The following is a 16245-nucleotide window of genomic DNA, read 5'->3' on the forward strand; positions in this document are numbered from 1 at the left end:
ATGACAAAAAAATTATTGGTAATGGCTGGCGGAACTGGCGGACATGTTTTCCCGGCGATTGCTGTGGTAAGAGAATTACAACAACAAGGCTGGGAAATCCGTTGGCTTGGTACCAAAGATCGTATGGAAGCAGATCTTGTGCCAAAACACGGTATTCCGATTGAGTTTATTCAAATTTCAGGATTAAAGGGCAAAGGGATCAAAGCATTACTTACTGCCCCTTTTGCGATCTTAAGGGCGGTACTTCAAGCGAAAAAAATTATTAACGCGTACAAGCCCGATGCAGTACTCGGAATGGGCGGTTATGTATCCGGACCTGGCGGTATTGCAGCGAAATTATGTGGTGTGCCTGTGATTTTGCACGAACAAAATGCGGTGGTAGGTTTAACGAATGTATGGCTTTCTAAAATTGCTCGACGTACTTTACAAGCATTTCCAACGGCGTTTCCAAATGCGGAAGTGGTGGGAAATCCTGTTCGCCAAGATCTATTTGAAATTGCACCGCCTGAACAACGTTTTGCTGAAAAAGGCTATCCGATCAATATCTTAGTGATGGGCGGTAGTCAGGGGGCATTGGTGATCAATAAAACCGTGCTGGAAGTAGCGAAAGTGTTAGGACAAAACGTATTTATTAGTCATCAAGTCGGCAAAGGCAAATTAGCCGGTGTGGAAGAAGTTTATCAAGCAACAGGTAACGGCATTGCTAGCGAATTTATTGATGATATGAAAGCCGCTTATGAATGGGCGGATTTGGTGATTTGCCGTTCTGGTGCTTTAACTGTATGCGAGATTGCTGCAGCAGGATTGTCTGCGATTTTTGTGCCGTTTCAACATAAAGATCGCCAACAATTTTTAAATGCAGAGTACCTTGCACAAGTAGGTGCTGCAATGATTATTGAACAGCAGGATTTTACCCCTGAAAGTTTATTAAAAGCATTAGAGCCGTTAATTGCCGACCGTCAAAAACTGACGGAAATGGCAATAAAAGCAAGAGCGAAAGCCACACCATTAGCCGCAAAACGAGTGGCAGAAGTGATTGTGGAAAATAGTTTGTAATCAGAAATTAGCCTTGTAGGGACACACTGCGTGTGTCCACTCTAAAAATTATCCACGGACACACGCAGTGTGTCCCTTGTATATTAAAATTATAGTAAACTAGCAACATAAACCATAACGTTATCCACAGCTTGGGTGTCCCTAGAGCTAAAACTCGTTCTGTAGCGTAGGCGTGGATAACTTCATCAGCAAAACCGAACAGTTGAAATATAAACCCGAATACAAGGCAGGTTACCGATGAACGCTCCGATTTATTGTGGTATTGATGTTGCTAAACGCAATTTCGTGATTGGTTTTTCCCATCAGAAAAAGACCAAAACCGAAACCAATAACGCCAAAGGTATTCAACATACCTTGGACTATTTAAGCCAGTTTAATGTGGCTCTGATAACGCTTGAAGCAACGGGTGGATTAGAAATCCCCGTGGCAAAAGCCCTTGCTCGAGCAGGTTATCGTGTATTTATTGCTAATCCACTGAAAGCCAGTGAGTTTGCAAAATCTCAAACGAGAGCCAAAACCGATGCAAAAGATGCGGTTAATCTCGCTTTCTATGGGCTCACTTGTGAGCTTAAAGGCGAAGTAGAGCATCAGTTGTATGTTCCGCTTTCTGAGCAAGAAGAACAGCTGGAAGCCCTTGTGGTTCGCCGTCGTCAGCTTGTCGATATGCGAGTAGCAGAGCTAAATCGTTTGCAACAAAGCCACGAAACCCAGTTGGACAATATCCAACAACACATTGAAATGCTTGATAAATTAATCGCCGAACTTGATAAAGATATCGACGACCAAAGTAAGCATTTTAGTGATAAAGCTGACCTTATCTCAGACATCAAAGGCGTTGGCAAAAATTGCGTCGCCGTGATGATGTCAAGCCTGCCGGAATTAGGCAAGCTAAGCAGCAAAAGAATTGCCTCACTCGTTGGCGTTATTCCGCATCCACAGGAAAGCGGTCAATGGAAAGGAAAATCCTTTTGCTATGGTGGTCGAGCGATTGTTCGTAATGCCTTATATATGGCAGCACTATCGGCAATTCGCTTTGAACCTGTTTTTAAAGCCTTTTACACCCGATTGGTTGCAAAAGGCAAAGCGAAGAAAGTCGCTATTATGGCGTGTATGCGTAAACTGCTAACCATTATGAATGCGTTGGTTAGACGCAATGAAAAATGGGATGCTACACGCTACTTATCCACAGAATCTGTGGGTCAAAATTGAATAACTTTTTTGTGTGTAAACACAGTTGCTACGAATACGAAGGAAAAATGTAATAATGAAAAATTTCCAAGATAAAGTTAAAAAATTAGTCGCTGAAATGCGCCGTGTAAATCAAATCCACTTTATTGGGATTGGTGGCGCAGGTATGTCTGGGATTGCTGAAGTATTATTAAACGAAGGTTATCAAATTTCGGGCTCGGATATTGCTGATGGTGCAGTCACGCAACGCTTAGCAAAAGCAGGTGCAAAAGTTTTTATCGGACATCAAGCTGAAAACATTGAAGGGGCAAGTGTTGTTGTGGCTTCCAGTGCAATTAATGAAAGCAATCCCGAAGTTGCGGCTGCAAAAGAAGCACGTATTCCTGTGATTCAACGTGCGCAGATGTTAGCGGAAATTATGCGTTTCCGTCACGGTATTGCGATTGCAGGAACTCACGGTAAAACGACCACAACCGCAATGATTTCAATGATTTATACGGAAGCAGGATTAGATCCTACTTTTGTAAATGGTGGTTTAGTAAAATCAGCGGGTAAAAATGCTCATTTAGGTGCAAGCCGTTACTTAATTGCAGAAGCCGATGAAAGTGATGCGTCATTCTTACATTTACAGCCGATGGTTTCTGTTGTGACCAACATTGAACCAGACCATATGGATACTTACGGTGGCGATTTCGAGAAAATGAAAGAAACCTATGTACGTTTCTTACGCAACTTACCATTCTACGGTTTAGCAGTGATGTGTGCTGATGATGAAACAGTGATGGAAATTGCCCCAAAAGTTGGTCGCCAAGTGATTAGCTATGGTTTTAGTGAAAAAGCCGATTACCGTATTGAAGATTATCAACAAACAGGCTTCCAAGGGCATTATACGGTGGTTTGCCCAACGGGTGAGCGTATTGAGATCTTACTAAACGTGCCGGGTAGACACAATGCACTGAATGCAACGGCAGCATTAGCGGTTGCAAAAGAAGAAGGTATTGCGAATGAGGCGATTTTGGCTGCTCTTGCAGATTTCCAAGGTGCAGGTCGTCGCTTTGACCAGTTGGGTTCGTTTATTCGTCCAAATGGTAAGGTGATGTTAGTCGATGACTACGGACATCATCCAACGGAAGTAGATGTGACGATTAAAGCCGCTCGCCAAGGCTGGGAAAATAAACGTGTGGTAATGGTATTCCAACCGCACCGCTATTCTCGTACCCGTGATTTATTCGACGATTTCGTGCAAGTGCTGTCGCAGGTTGATGCATTGATTATGCTCAATGTTTATGCCGCAGGTGAAGCACCGATTGTGGGGGCAGAGAGTAAAGATCTGTGTCGTTCAATCCGTAATCTTGGCAAAGTGGATCCGATTTTAGTGTCAGATACTTCACAACTTGGCGAAGTGTTAGATCAAATTATTCAAGATGGTGATTTAATTTTGGCACAAGGTGCGGGCAACGTGAGCAAGCTTTCGCGTGATTTAGCGGAAAGTTGGAAGGCATAAAGAACATAAGTTTCCCCCTTTGAAAAAGGGGGATTAAGGGGGATTTTAAAATGTATATTTCCCCAAAAATTAATTAAAAATCCCCCCTAGCCCCCCTTTTTCAAAGGGGGGAATAGATAAATTTATAAACCAAATAAGGTAAAAATAATGAGCTTAAAAAACGAAAAAATTGCGGTGTTATTTGGTGGCGTTTCAGCAGAACGTGAAGTTTCTCTCAATTCAGGTAAATCGGTCTTTGAAGCCTTACAGAGTTTAGGCTATAACGTTGAAGCGATTGATACAAAAGAATTTCCGATTGAAAAATTAAAAGAAAAAGGCATTCAGCGTGTGTTTAATATTCTTCACGGTGGTATCGGTGAAAATGGTGTGCTTCAAGGGGCGTTAGAGCAACTAGGTATTCCCTATACAGGCTGTGGCGTGATGGCTTCTGCGATTACCTTAGATAAGTTCCGCACCAAGCTATTGTGGAATGCAGTGGGCTTACCAACAGCGGCAATGGAAGTGGTACGCCGTGGGCAAGCGGTCAATTCCGATGAAATTATTGCAAAATTAGGTTTACCATTATTTGTGAAACCTGCGAGTGAAGGCTCAAGCGTTGGCGTAAGTAAAGTGAAAACTGCAGAACAGTTATTACCTGCAATCGAAGAAGCATTAAAATATGATTCAATTGTGTTGGTGGAAGAAAATTTAGCAGGGGCGGAATACTCTGTACCAGTACTTGATGGTGAAGTGTTACCCGCGGTACAAATTATTCCAGACGGCGAGTTTTATGACTACCACGCAAAATATATTTCGGATAATACCCAGTATGTTGTTCCAGCGTTAAATGCTGATCGCCAAGCAGAAGTCGCTAAGTTAGTGAAACAGGCTTATGATGTAGTGGGTTGTCGTGGTTGGAGCCGAATTGATGTAATGGAAGATGGCGAAGGAAACTTCCGTTTAGTTGAAGTGAATACTTGCCCAGGTATGACCAGTCATAGTATTTTCCCAAAATCAGCGGCGACTGTGGGTTATAGTTTCGAGCGTTTAGTTGAGCGTGTATTGGAGTTAAGTGCGTAATGGTTGCGGTAATACGTAAGAAACCGACTTCGGTAATTCGTACACAAGCAAGTAAGCCGAAGTATCCGATTAATTGGTTTGTTTTTGTTAAGCCTATCGTTGTGTTATTATGTTTCGGTATGGTTTATGCAATTTATACCAATTGGTCTAGTTTGCTTGCATCACTGGATAGAACGCCAATCCGTTCTTATGCATTAACGCATAAAACACAATTTACGACGAATAATGATATTCGTGAAGTTTTAGCTAAAGAACCCCTGTTAAAAGGCTATTTTGAACAGGATATTCAAGAAATTAAAGAGAAATTTCTAACAATTCCTTGGATCAGTAATGTTTCTGTGAGAAAAGTTTATCCCGATAAATTAAGTATTACGTTACTTGAACATCGTCCAATGGCTGTATGGAATAATAGTCAGTATGTTTCTGAACATGGAGTAGTGTTCAGTTTGCCGAAAGATAGGTTTGATAACACAGGCTTACCTATTTTATACGGACCAGACACAGAAAGTAAGGTTGTGCTTGAGGCTTGGGATAAAATAAAAGCAGATTTAAAATCACGTAATTTAGGATTATATTCCATTGCAATGGATAGTCGAGGAGCTTGGTCAATTCGACTTGATAATGGCGTTGAACTAAAATTAGGGCGAGGGGAATGGCTATCAAAAATCGATCGTTTTGTGACTATTTTTCCTGAAATTGATATTCCTGAGGGGAAACGTTTATCCTACGTAGATTTACGTTATGAACACGGGGCTTCCGTTGGATTTAATAATCAATAATTTATTAACTTGCAAACATAATTAATATGACAAAAGTAGCAGAATCTAGAATTAGAGTAGGTTTAGAAATTGGAACACACAAGATAGTTGCTGTGGTAGGTGAGGTATTGCCTGATGGGGTGATTAATGTGATTGGCTCTGGAATTAGCCCGTCTAAAGGTGTTCAAGGTGGTGGCGTTGTTGATTTAGATGCTGTAACAAGTGCTATTCAACGTGCGATTGAAGAAGCTGAATCGATTTCTGGATATGATATTGTATGTGTTACTCTTGCCCTTTCAGGATCTCACATTACAGCTTTTAATGAAAGTGGAACTGTGCCGTTGTCTGGTAGTGTAAGAAATGAAGATTTGGATAATGCTATTCATATTGCGCGTTCTATTAAATTACCCGATGGGCTGGAAACATTACACATTATTCCTCAGGAATATAGAGTAGATAGATTACCTGCTACTAAAAATCCCCTTGGTTTATCTGGTATGCGTTTGCAGGCTCAAGCTCATTTAATTGCTTGCCATAACGATTGGCTACGTAATTTAAAAAATGCAGTGGAGAGAAGTAAATTAAAAATTGATCAAATCGTTTTTTCGGGGCTTGCTTCAAGTTATTCTGTGTTAACAGAAGATGAAAAAGAACTTGGGGTTTGTTTAATTGATATTGGCGGTGGCACTATGGATGTTCTTGTTTATACAGATGGTGCTTTGCGTTTTAGTAAAGTTATTCCTTTTGGTGGGAATAATGTAACGGACTATATTGCTCATGTTTTCACAACCTCTCGCCAAGATGCAGAAAATATTAAAGTACAGTATGGATGTGCTATTGCACCCCCAACTCATTTTCCAGAGAAAAAAATTGAGGTGGCAGGCTTGGGTGGACGAATGCCAAGAACTTTTACAAAAAGCCAATTATCTAATGTTACATCTCAATGCTACCACGATTTACTGAGCGTAATTAATCAGGAATTATCCCAATTACGCAATGAACTATATCAAAAAGGCATAAAACAAGAATTAATTGCTGGAATTGTATTAACAGGTGGTGGCTCTCAGGTTGAAGATATTGTAGAATGTGCAAAATCTGTCTTTGGATCTCAAGTTCGAGTTGGTAATCCATTGAACATTACAGGATTAACGGATTATGTAAACAAACCTTCTTATGCAACCGTATTAGGATTGCTACAGTATAGTCATTATAATGACGTTGATAGTAGCCAAAGTGGAGAAATTAGTCATAAGGTGGGCGGCATTATTGATACATTAGGTCATAGTGCTAAAAAAGCGTATAATTGGATAAAATCAAGTTTTTAATAGGCATTAATAACAATATTAAGCCGTGAGGGAGAATCACAAATGTTTGAACCTATTTATGAAGCAACGCAAGATGCGGTTATCAAAGTTATCGGTGTCGGTGGCGGTGGTGGTAACGCACTAAATCATATGGTTAGTAACCAATCTGATGTTGGTAGTGTTGAATTCTTTTCGGTTAATACGGATGCACAAGTATTACGTAGTAGTGCCGTTCGCAATACGATTCAAATAGGTGCAAGTGTAACAAAAGGCTTAGGGGCAGGAGCAGATCCAAACATTGGTCATCAAGCAGCTGAAGAAGATAGAGAAGCATTAACGAATATGCTTACAGGTGCTGATATGGTCTTCATTGCTGTTGGTATGGGTGGTGGCACAGGTACTGGTGCAGCTCCTGTAATTGCTGAAATTGCTAAAAGCCAAGGAGCATTAACAGTTGGTATTGTTACTAAACCTTTCTCTTTTGAAGGTAGAAAACGTTCTAACTATGCGGAACAAGGGATCCGTGAACTTGCAAAACATGTGGATTCACTCATCATTATCCAAAATGATAAATTACTAAAAGTATTACCTAAAAGTGTAAAATTTAATGAAGCCTTTGGCGTTGCAAATGACGTCTTACGCAATGCGGTATTAGGTATTACGGATATGATTACTTCCGAAGGTCTTGTGAACGTTGACTTTGCAGACGTGAAAAAAGTGATGTCGGAAATGGGTAGAGCAATGATGGGAACAGGCATTGCAGAGGGTGAAAACCGTGCAGAAAATGCAGCAAAAGAAGCTGTAGCAAGCCCGTTATTGGAAGATGTTGATTTATCAGGTGCTAAAGGCATTCTTGTGAATATTTCTTCTGGCTATGATATTGAACTTGCAGAAGTCAATACCATTATGGAATATGTTACTAGCTTCGCAGATCCTGATGCAGCTATTATTTTTGGTTCTGCATTCTATCCAGAAATGGATGGTAAGATCCGTGTAACATTGGTTGCTACAGGTATCGGACAACCAGAAGAAATGCCAAAAATTCCAAGTGTGCAAGGAAGAACCGATATTTCGCAACAATCTATTATTAATAACGGATTTGGTGGTGCTCGTCAGCCTGAATTTATAAATAATATGGGCGGTTACCCAAACCAAAACCAATATACAACGCATCAAATGTCTCAGCAACCACAACAGGTTCAGCAAACAGCGCCAAGACCACAGAAAGTTGATACAGCACAGGTCTTTTCGCCGAACTCAATCCCAGGGTTTATGAGAAATGGTCAATAACCATTTCGGGAAATAAGGAAACGATATGATTAAACAAAGAACCCTTAAACAAGCAGCAAAAGTAACAGGTATTGGCTTGCACAGTGGCAAGAAAGTAACCTTAACGTTGCGTCCAGCACCGGCACATACAGGGATTATTTACGCAAGAACAGATCTTGATCCTGTCGTTTACTTCCCTGCAAGTGCTGAATCTATCCGTGATACACAACTTTGTACTTGTATGATCAATGATGAAGGTGTGCGTATTTCAACAGTAGAACACTTAAACGCAGCAATGTCTGCGTTAGGTTTAGATAACCTAATTGTAGAAGTTGATGCAGCCGAAATTCCAATTATGGACGGTAGCTCAAGTCCTTTTATCTATCTCTTATTAGATGCAGGGATTGAAGAACAAGATGCGCCGAAAAAATTTATTCGTATTAAAGAAAGTGTACGAGTAGAAGAAGGGGATAAGTGGGCTGAGTTTAAACCTTATAGCCACGGTCTGAAATTAGACTTTACTATTGACTTTACGCACCCAATGATTACCAAAGAAGTGCGTAACTACAAAATGGAATTTTCAGCACAACACTTTATTCAACAATTAAGCCGTGCTAGAACCTTTACCTTTATGAAAGATGTTGAATATCTTCAATCTATTGGTCTTGCATTAGGCGGTAGTTTAGATAACGCAATTGTTTTAGATGAATACCGCATTTTGAATGAAGAAGGGTTACGTTTTAAAGATGAACTAGTTCGTCATAAAATGTTAGACGCTGTCGGTGATTTATTTATGTGTGGCTACAATATTTTAGGTGATTTCAAAGCCTATAAATCAGGTCACAGCTTAAACAATAAATTATTACGAGCTGTGTTAGCGAATGAAAATGCTTGGGAATTTGTAACCTTTGATGATAAAGCAGAGGTTCCGCAAGGTTATCAAGTGACAGAACAGGTGTTTATTTAATAGTTATTATCATTTCTCGGAGATTTTTATTAAATTTTTAAGGTGTTTTTTCTTAAAATTCTAATTTTTAAAAATTTTTGCAGAAAAATTGCCGCTTGCTATTCCCTTATTCTACATTTTCGGCTAATCTCGCAGACTTCATTTACCTTGGTAAATGAAGTCTTTTTTATTTGTCTTACAGGAAATTTTATGAGTAACCAATCTTTATCTTCAAAAATCCTTGGCGGTAATTTAGTATTACGCATTGCCGTAGGTTTAGTGCTAGGTATCTGCTTAGCATTAGTTAGCCCAGATGCAGCCAAAAGCGTTGGGGTTCTCGGACAATTCTTTGTAAAATCATTACGTGCAATTGCACCGATTTTAGTTTTTGTTCTTGTAATGGCTTCCATTGCTAACAAAGAAGTTGGCAGCGATAGCCGCTTAAAACCTATCTTAGTGATGTATGTCTTAGGTACTTTCGTTGCAGCAGTAACAGCGGTTATTTTAAGCTATTTATTTCCAACGACACTTGAACTTGTTACCAGCCCGGAAGGGCTTGCACCGCCACAAGGCGTTGGTGAAGTATTAAAAACCGTTGTTTTCAACTTAGTCGATAACCCACTTGGTGCAATTACGAACGGTAACTTCATCGGTATTCTTGCGTGGTCTATCGGTTTAGGTATCGCATTACGCCACGCAGCACCAAGCACCAAAGTCATGTTAAACGACATCTCTGATGCTGTTTCTTTCGTGGTAAAAGTGGTAATCGCCTTTGCTCCAATCGGGGTGTTCGGCTTAGTAGCAGAAACCATGGCAACCAACGGTGCAGATGCCTTTATCGGTTATGCACGTTTATTAGCGGTATTGTTAGGTGCAATGGCAATTGTGGCATTTATCCTAAACCCATTATTAGTGTATTGGAAAATTCGCCGCAACCCATACCCACTCACCATCACCTGTTTACGTGAAAGTGGCGTGACAGCATTCTTTACTCGTAGCTCAGCAGCGAACATCCCTGTAAATATGGGATTAGCGAAACGCTTAGGTATCAAAGAAGAGATTTACTCTATCGCAATCCCACTTGGTGCTAACATCAATATGGCGGGTGCAGCGATTACTATCACCGTATTAACCTTAGCAGCAGCTTACACCCAAGGTATCGTGCCAGATTTCTCAACAGCGGTATTATTAAGTATTGTTGCTTCAATCTGTGCTTGTGGTGCATCTGGTGTAGCCGGCGGTTCATTATTATTAATCCCACTTGCATGTAGCTTGTTCAACATTCCAAACGATGTTGCAGCACAAGTTATCGGCGTAGGTTTCATCATTGGTGTTATCCAAGACTCAGCTGAAACAGCACTTAACTCATCAACGGACGTATTATTTACCGCAGCGGTAAGTATGTCTGATGAGAAAAATAACTAGAATTCTTGTATACTTTTAATAGTTAAACACTAGTAAAAGACTTAACTACATCAGTCAAGTATTTTAGATAAGCAGAAAAATAGCTGCTATAAAATTGACTATAGCCTTATATTGAAGGCTATAGTCGTTTACTAGGTCTAGATTTTTCTCTATTTTATAAATTTTCATTCTAATATTCTCCTTTCCTTTTCCCTTTCCTGTAATTTTCAGGTAAAATCCGCCGATTATTTTTCTTTTATCAATAACAATACAATAGGACATTTACTGCCCTTATGAAAATGCAGAACATTCGTAACTTTTCTATTATTGCTCACATTGACCACGGTAAATCGACTTTATCTGACCGCTTGATCCAAATTTGCGGTGGTTTGTCAGATCGTGAAATGGAAGCTCAAGTGTTAGACTCTATGGATCTTGAGCGTGAGCGCGGTATTACCATTAAAGCACAAAGTGTTACCTTAAATTATCAAGCAAAAGATGGTCAAACCTATCAGTTAAACTTTATCGATACGCCAGGACACGTCGATTTCTCTTATGAAGTTTCTCGTTCCCTAGCCGCCTGTGAAGGGGCGTTGTTGGTTGTTGATGCTGGACAAGGGGTGGAAGCACAAACTCTTGCTAACTGTTACACGGCAATTGAGATGGATTTGGAAGTGGTGCCGATTTTAAACAAAATTGACTTGCCTGCGGCGGATCCTGAGCGTGTTGCAGAAGAGATTGAAGATATTGTCGGGATTGATGCGATGGAAGCGGTGCGTTGCTCAGCAAAAACCGGTGTGGGTATCGATCTCGTTTTAGAAGAAATCGTGGCGAAAATTCCAGCCCCTGAAGGCGATCCTGATGCACCGTTACAAGCCTTGATTATTGACTCGTGGTTCGATAACTATTTAGGTGTAGTTTCCCTTGTGCGTGTCAAAAATGGGGTGTTGAAAAAAGGCGATAAAATCAAAGTGATGAGTACAGGACAGTCTTATCAAGTAGATCGTCTTGGTATTTTCACGCCAAAACAAGTTGATACTACGGAATTAAAAACAGGCGAAGTAGGTTGGGTAGTTTGTGCGATTAAAGATATTTTAGGCGCACCTGTTGGGGATACTTTAACCCATCATCACAATCCTGCAAGCGAAGTGCTACCAGGCTTTAAAAAAGTAAAACCGCAAGTTTATGCAGGTTTATTCCCGATTAGCTCAGATGATTATGAAGCGTTTCGTGATGCATTGGCAAAATTGAGCTTAAATGATGCGTCGCTTTTCTATGAGCCAGAAAACTCAACGGCATTAGGCTTTGGCTTCCGCTGTGGCTTCTTAGGCTTGTTGCATATGGAGATCATTCAAGAGCGTTTAGAACGTGAGTATGATTTGGATCTCATTACCACAGCACCGACGGTAGTCTATGAAGTGGAACAAACGAATGGCGAAATTGTCTATGTAGATAGCCCGTCGAAGTTGCCTGCGATTAACAATATTGCGGAAATTCGTGAGCCGATTGCAGAATGTAATATGCTTGTACCACAAGAGTTTTTAGGTAATGTGATTACCTTATGTGTGGAGAAGCGTGGTGTACAGACGAATATGGTTTACCACGGTAACCAAATCGCATTGACTTATGAAATCCCGATGGGGGAAGTGGTGTTAGATTTCTTCGACCGCTTAAAATCGACTTCGCGTGGTTATGCGTCGTTGGATTATGGTTTCAAACGTTTCCAGGCGGCAGATATGGTGCGTGTGGATATTATGATCAACGGCGAGCGTGTCGATGCGTTAGCGTTAATCGTCCACAAAGCCAATGCCCCTTATCGTGGTCGTGAGTTAGTGGAAAAAATGAAAGAGTTAATTCCACGTCAGCAGTTTGATATTGCGATCCAAGCGGCGATTGGTAACCATATTATCGCTCGTTCGACGGTGAAGCAGTTGCGTAAAAACGTATTGGCAAAATGTTACGGTGGTGACGTAAGTCGTAAGAAAAAACTGTTGCAGAAGCAGAAAGAAGGTAAAAAACGTATGAAATCTTTAGGTAACGTGGAAGTGCCACAAGAAGCGTTCTTAGCGATTTTGCACGTTGGGAAGGATTAGTGAATAGATATTGTAGGGACACACCGAGTGTGTCCGCATACAACATTCATATCTATTCTATTGATAAATGTTGCAATGGACACACTCAGTGTGTCCCTACATTTTGGATAGTAAATAAATTCCAAAAGGAGTGAATTTTAAATATGAGCAATATTTTAACCATTAGTTTTATTGCAGTATTGTACGGTGTTTGGAAAGTGTTGGACTCAATGCAGCTACCAAACACGATTTCCATTATATTAGTAGGTTTAGTTGTTATTTGTGGTGGCTTTTGGTCATTTTACAAATTTAGTGCTGAACCTCGCCGCTTGCGTGCGATTGAGCGTGAAGAAAAGCGTTTAGGCAAACCGCTCTCAGCAGAAGAAAAAGCCACAATTCAACCTCGTTCATTAGTGGGGGATTTTTTTGCGTCACTATTTGGGGTGTTAGCATTAGTCACTATTTTACGTTCATTTATTTTTGAGCCGTTCCAAATTCCAAGCGGTTCAATGGAGCCAACGTTACGCGTGGGTGATTTTCTGTTAGTGAATAAATTTACTTATGGAATTAAAGACCCGATTTGGCAAAATACGCTTGTTCCGATGGGTAAGCCTGAACGTGGGGATATTGTGGTATTTAAAGCTCCAAAACAGCCACACGTTGATTATATTAAGCGTGTTGTGGGTGTTGGTGGCGACCGTGTGAAATATGATTTCCATACCCGTAATTTAACCGTTGTTCACGGCGATTCAGGCAAAGAAGTGGTGTTTAAATACGAAGGCAGTGCACCAAATCCGGACTTTTTCTACCACGGTGAAATGCAAGTTGAACGCACTGAAATTGGTGATGTTGCCCACCAAATTTTAAATAATCCGCACGCTTTTAACTACGAGCCTTATTTCTTCAAACAAGACGGTATTCCTGCTGGGGAATGGGTAGTGCCAGAAGGGCATTATTTTGTAATGGGAGATAACCGTGATAACAGCGAAGACAGCCGTTTTTGGGGGTTTGTCCCTGAAAAGAATATGGTCGGTAAAGCAAGTGTTATTTGGTTAAGCCTTGATAAGAAACCGAATGAATTTCCAAGCGGATTACGTTTTGAGAGAATGTTTACGGCGATTAAATAAAGAGAACATTTCCCCCTTTGAAAAAAAGGGGGATTAAGGGGGATTTTTAAAGGGTGAATTTTATTCAATGTTAGCAAAATTCCCCCTAGCCCCCCTTTTTCAAAGGGGGGTATTCCACGAAGATACACTAAAATGCAACTAGAACGATTACAGAAAAAATTAGGTTATCAATTTGCTAACCTTGATTACCTCACCCAAGCCCTCACTCACCGTAGTGCTGCTTCCAAAAATAATGAACGCCTTGAGTTTCTTGGCGATTCCATCTTAAATTTTGCCATTGGTAAAGCCCTATATGAAAAATTCCCAAAAGCGAATGAAGGGGAATTAAGCCGTATGCGTGCGGCATTGGTGAAAGAACAGACCCTTGCGGTTGTCGCTCGTCAGTTTGAGTTAGGCGAATATATGAAATTAGGGGCTGGAGAATTAAAAAGTGGTGGCTATCGCCGAGAGTCTATTTTATCCGATTGTGTGGAAGCGATTATTGCCGCGGTATATTTAGATGCTGGGATTGATCGGGCGATGGAACGTGTGCATTGTTGGTATCAGCAACTTCTAAATGACATGCAACTAGGGGAAGCACAAAAAGATCCGAAAACTCGTCTGCAAGAGTATCTACAAGGGCGTAAGCTACCACTACCAACTTACGAAGTGATTGATATTAAAGGCGAAGCCCATAATCAAACTTTTAAAGTCAGTTGTAAAGTCGAAAAAGTTGATGAAATCTTTATCGGTAACGGCACAAGCCGTCGCAAAGCCGAGCAAGATGCGGCATTGCAGGTGATAAAGGTGTTGGGAATAAAATAGCCTAATGCAGGGTGGCTCTTGACCCACCATTTCAATTTGTATTTATTTAAGAGAACACAATGACAGATCAAAAAACATATTGCGGCTTTATTGCCATTGTTGGTCGCCCAAACGTAGGGAAATCAACGCTATTAAACAAAATTTTAGGACAGAAAATTTCGATTACATCTCGCAAAGCTCAGACGACACGTCACCGCATTTTAGGGATTAAAACCGAAGGGGCGTATCAAGAGATTTATGTTGATACCCCAGGGCTTCACATTGAAGAAAAACGAGCGATTAACCGCTTGATGAACCGTGCGGCAGCCAGTGCGATTGGTGATGTCGATATGGTGATTTTTGTGGTAGAAGGCACGAAGTGGACCGATGATGATGAGATGGTACTCAATAAATTGCGCTCGACCAAAGCCCCTGTGATTTTAGCGATTAACAAAGTGGATAATATCAAGGAAAAAGAAGAATTATTGCCACATCTGACCGCTTTATCGCAGAAATTCCCGTTTAAAGAGATCATTCCGATTTCAGCTCAACGGGGCAAAAACGTACATATTTTAGAGAAATTTGTGCGTGAGTCACTAAAAGAAGGCATTCATCACTATCCTGAAGATTATGTCACCGACCGTTCGCAACGTTTTATGGCGTCAGAAATTATCCGTGAAAAATTAATGCGTTTTATGGGTGAAGAGTTGCCTTACTCTGTAACGGTCGAAATTGAGCAGTTTAAAACTAACGAGCGTGGCACTTACGAAATCAATGGTTTGATTTTAGTGGAACGTGAAGGGCAGAAAAAAATGGTGATCGGCAACAAAGGTCAGAAGATCAAAGTGATCGGCACTGAAGCTCGTGCGGATATGGAACGCTTGTTTGATAATAAGGTCCACCTTGAGCTGTGGGTGAAAGTCAAAGCCGGCTGGGCTGACGATGAACGTGCGTTAAGAAGTTTGGGCTATATTGACGAATAATGATCGAACAGTGGCAACGTGGCTTTGTGCTACATCGCAGAGAGTACAGTGAAAGCAGTTTGCTCGTTGATTTTTTTACTGAAAATCACGGGCGAATTACCTTACTTGCCAAAGGGGCAAGACGACCACGTTCGCCATTGAAATCCATTCTCCAGCCCTTTACCCCTTTACTGCTGAAATGGACGAGCAAAGGCGATCTCAAAACACTTACCAAAGCTGAACCTGCATCTTTAACCCTCCCGATGCAAACGCTGGCACTGTATAGCGGTTTTTATGTCAATGAAGTCCTTGCAAGAGTTTTGGAAAATCACACCGCTTACCCTGAATTGTTTCAGCATTATCTACAGTGTATGACAAAGTTGGCAAGCCAGCCAAACGAGATCGAACCGATCTTACGCACTTTTGAATTTCAAACACTTAAAGCGTTAGGTTATGGGGTGGATTTTTGCCATTGTGCCGCAACAGGTAAGCCTGTCGATCCAAAAATGAGCTATCAATTTAGAGAAAATGAAGGCTTTATTGCCTCTTTATTACAAAATAACTATACCTTTATCGGCAAGGATTTATTAGCTTTTGCGGAAATGGATTTTTCAGAGAAAGAAACCTTACAATCGGCAAAACGTTTCACCCGTATTGCTTTAAAGCCTTATTTGGGATCAGCACCGCTGAAAAGCAGAGAGCTGTTTCAGTCTGTTTTACCAAACAGATTAAAAGGGTAGGTCGGACATTTATTGCCTGACATCTCGAAATCTAGCGCTATTCAAAACTAAATAAATTAGAAGGGTAGGTCGG

General features: G+C 40.8%; 14 protein-coding genes. All 14 read left to right on the forward strand.

The genetic code is table 11. The features are described 5' to 3' along the window. Positions 1 to 1056, forward strand: a complete 1056-nt coding sequence (gene murG / locus J1G47_RS04460) for an undecaprenyldiphospho-muramoylpentapeptide beta-N-acetylglucosaminyltransferase (RefSeq protein WP_112063006.1) — start codon at positions 1 to 3, stop codon at positions 1054 to 1056. Between the two features lie 237 nt (positions 1057 to 1293). Continuing rightward, entirely contained in the window at positions 1294 to 2265 is a 972-nt protein-coding gene (locus tag J1G47_RS04465) for an IS110 family transposase (protein ID WP_012621529.1), read from the forward strand. A gap of 55 nt (positions 2266 to 2320) precedes the next feature. Continuing rightward, positions 2321 to 3748 (forward strand): UDP-N-acetylmuramate--L-alanine ligase, encoded by a 1428-nt coding sequence (gene murC / locus J1G47_RS04470; RefSeq protein ID WP_012621564.1) that lies wholly within the window; start codon positions 2321 to 2323, stop codon positions 3746 to 3748. A 147-nt stretch (positions 3749 to 3895) separates the two neighbouring features. After that, positions 3896 to 4807: a D-alanine--D-alanine ligase gene (locus J1G47_RS04475; RefSeq protein WP_021114252.1), complete on the forward strand. Its 912-nt coding sequence runs from the start codon at positions 3896 to 3898 to the stop codon at positions 4805 to 4807. After that, positions 4807 to 5586, forward strand: coding sequence for a cell division protein FtsQ/DivIB (locus J1G47_RS04480; RefSeq protein ID WP_012621565.1), 780 nt, complete (start codon positions 4807 to 4809; stop codon positions 5584 to 5586). Before J1G47_RS04475 ends, J1G47_RS04480 begins: the two co-directional genes overlap by 1 nt. A gap of 26 nt (positions 5587 to 5612) precedes the next feature. Then, positions 5613 to 6890, forward strand: coding sequence for a cell division protein FtsA (gene ftsA, locus J1G47_RS04485; protein ID WP_005711202.1), 1278 nt, complete (start codon positions 5613 to 5615; stop codon positions 6888 to 6890). Between the two features lie 42 nt (positions 6891 to 6932). Continuing rightward, a complete protein-coding gene (gene ftsZ / locus J1G47_RS04490) occupies positions 6933 to 8159 on the forward strand; it encodes a cell division protein FtsZ (protein ID WP_005711204.1) in 1227 nt (408 codons plus the stop codon). Between the two features lie 25 nt (positions 8160 to 8184). After that, positions 8185 to 9105 (forward strand): UDP-3-O-acyl-N-acetylglucosamine deacetylase, encoded by a 921-nt coding sequence (gene lpxC, locus J1G47_RS04495; protein ID WP_012621566.1) that lies wholly within the window; start codon positions 8185 to 8187, stop codon positions 9103 to 9105. A 189-nt stretch (positions 9106 to 9294) separates the two neighbouring features. After that, positions 9295 to 10509 carry a serine/threonine transporter SstT gene (sstT, locus tag J1G47_RS04500; protein WP_012621567.1) on the forward strand — a complete coding sequence of 405 codons (1215 nt, stop codon included), beginning with the start codon at positions 9295 to 9297 and terminating at the stop codon, positions 10507 to 10509. A gap of 278 nt (positions 10510 to 10787) precedes the next feature. Further along, positions 10788 to 12581, forward strand: a complete 1794-nt coding sequence (gene lepA / locus J1G47_RS04505; protein WP_041603206.1) for a translation elongation factor 4 — start codon at positions 10788 to 10790, stop codon at positions 12579 to 12581. Positions 12582 to 12724: 143 nt separating this feature from the next. Continuing rightward, a complete protein-coding gene (lepB, locus tag J1G47_RS04510; RefSeq protein ID WP_012621569.1) occupies positions 12725 to 13687 on the forward strand; it encodes a signal peptidase I in 963 nt (320 codons plus the stop codon). A 132-nt stretch (positions 13688 to 13819) separates the two neighbouring features. Continuing rightward, positions 13820 to 14491: a ribonuclease III gene (rnc, locus tag J1G47_RS04515; RefSeq protein ID WP_012621570.1), complete on the forward strand. Its 672-nt coding sequence runs from the start codon at positions 13820 to 13822 to the stop codon at positions 14489 to 14491. A 59-nt stretch (positions 14492 to 14550) separates the two neighbouring features. Further along, positions 14551 to 15453: a GTPase Era gene (era, locus tag J1G47_RS04520; RefSeq protein ID WP_005711218.1), complete on the forward strand. Its 903-nt coding sequence runs from the start codon at positions 14551 to 14553 to the stop codon at positions 15451 to 15453. Then, entirely contained in the window at positions 15453 to 16172 is a 720-nt protein-coding gene (gene recO, locus J1G47_RS04525; RefSeq protein WP_021109381.1) for a DNA repair protein RecO, read from the forward strand. The genes era and recO overlap by 1 nt, the downstream gene beginning before the upstream one ends. The last annotated feature ends 73 nt before the right edge of the window (positions 16173 to 16245 follow it).

This window comes from Glaesserella parasuis (assembly GCF_017352235.1).
GTDB lineage: Bacteria > Pseudomonadota > Gammaproteobacteria > Enterobacterales > Pasteurellaceae > Glaesserella > Glaesserella parasuis.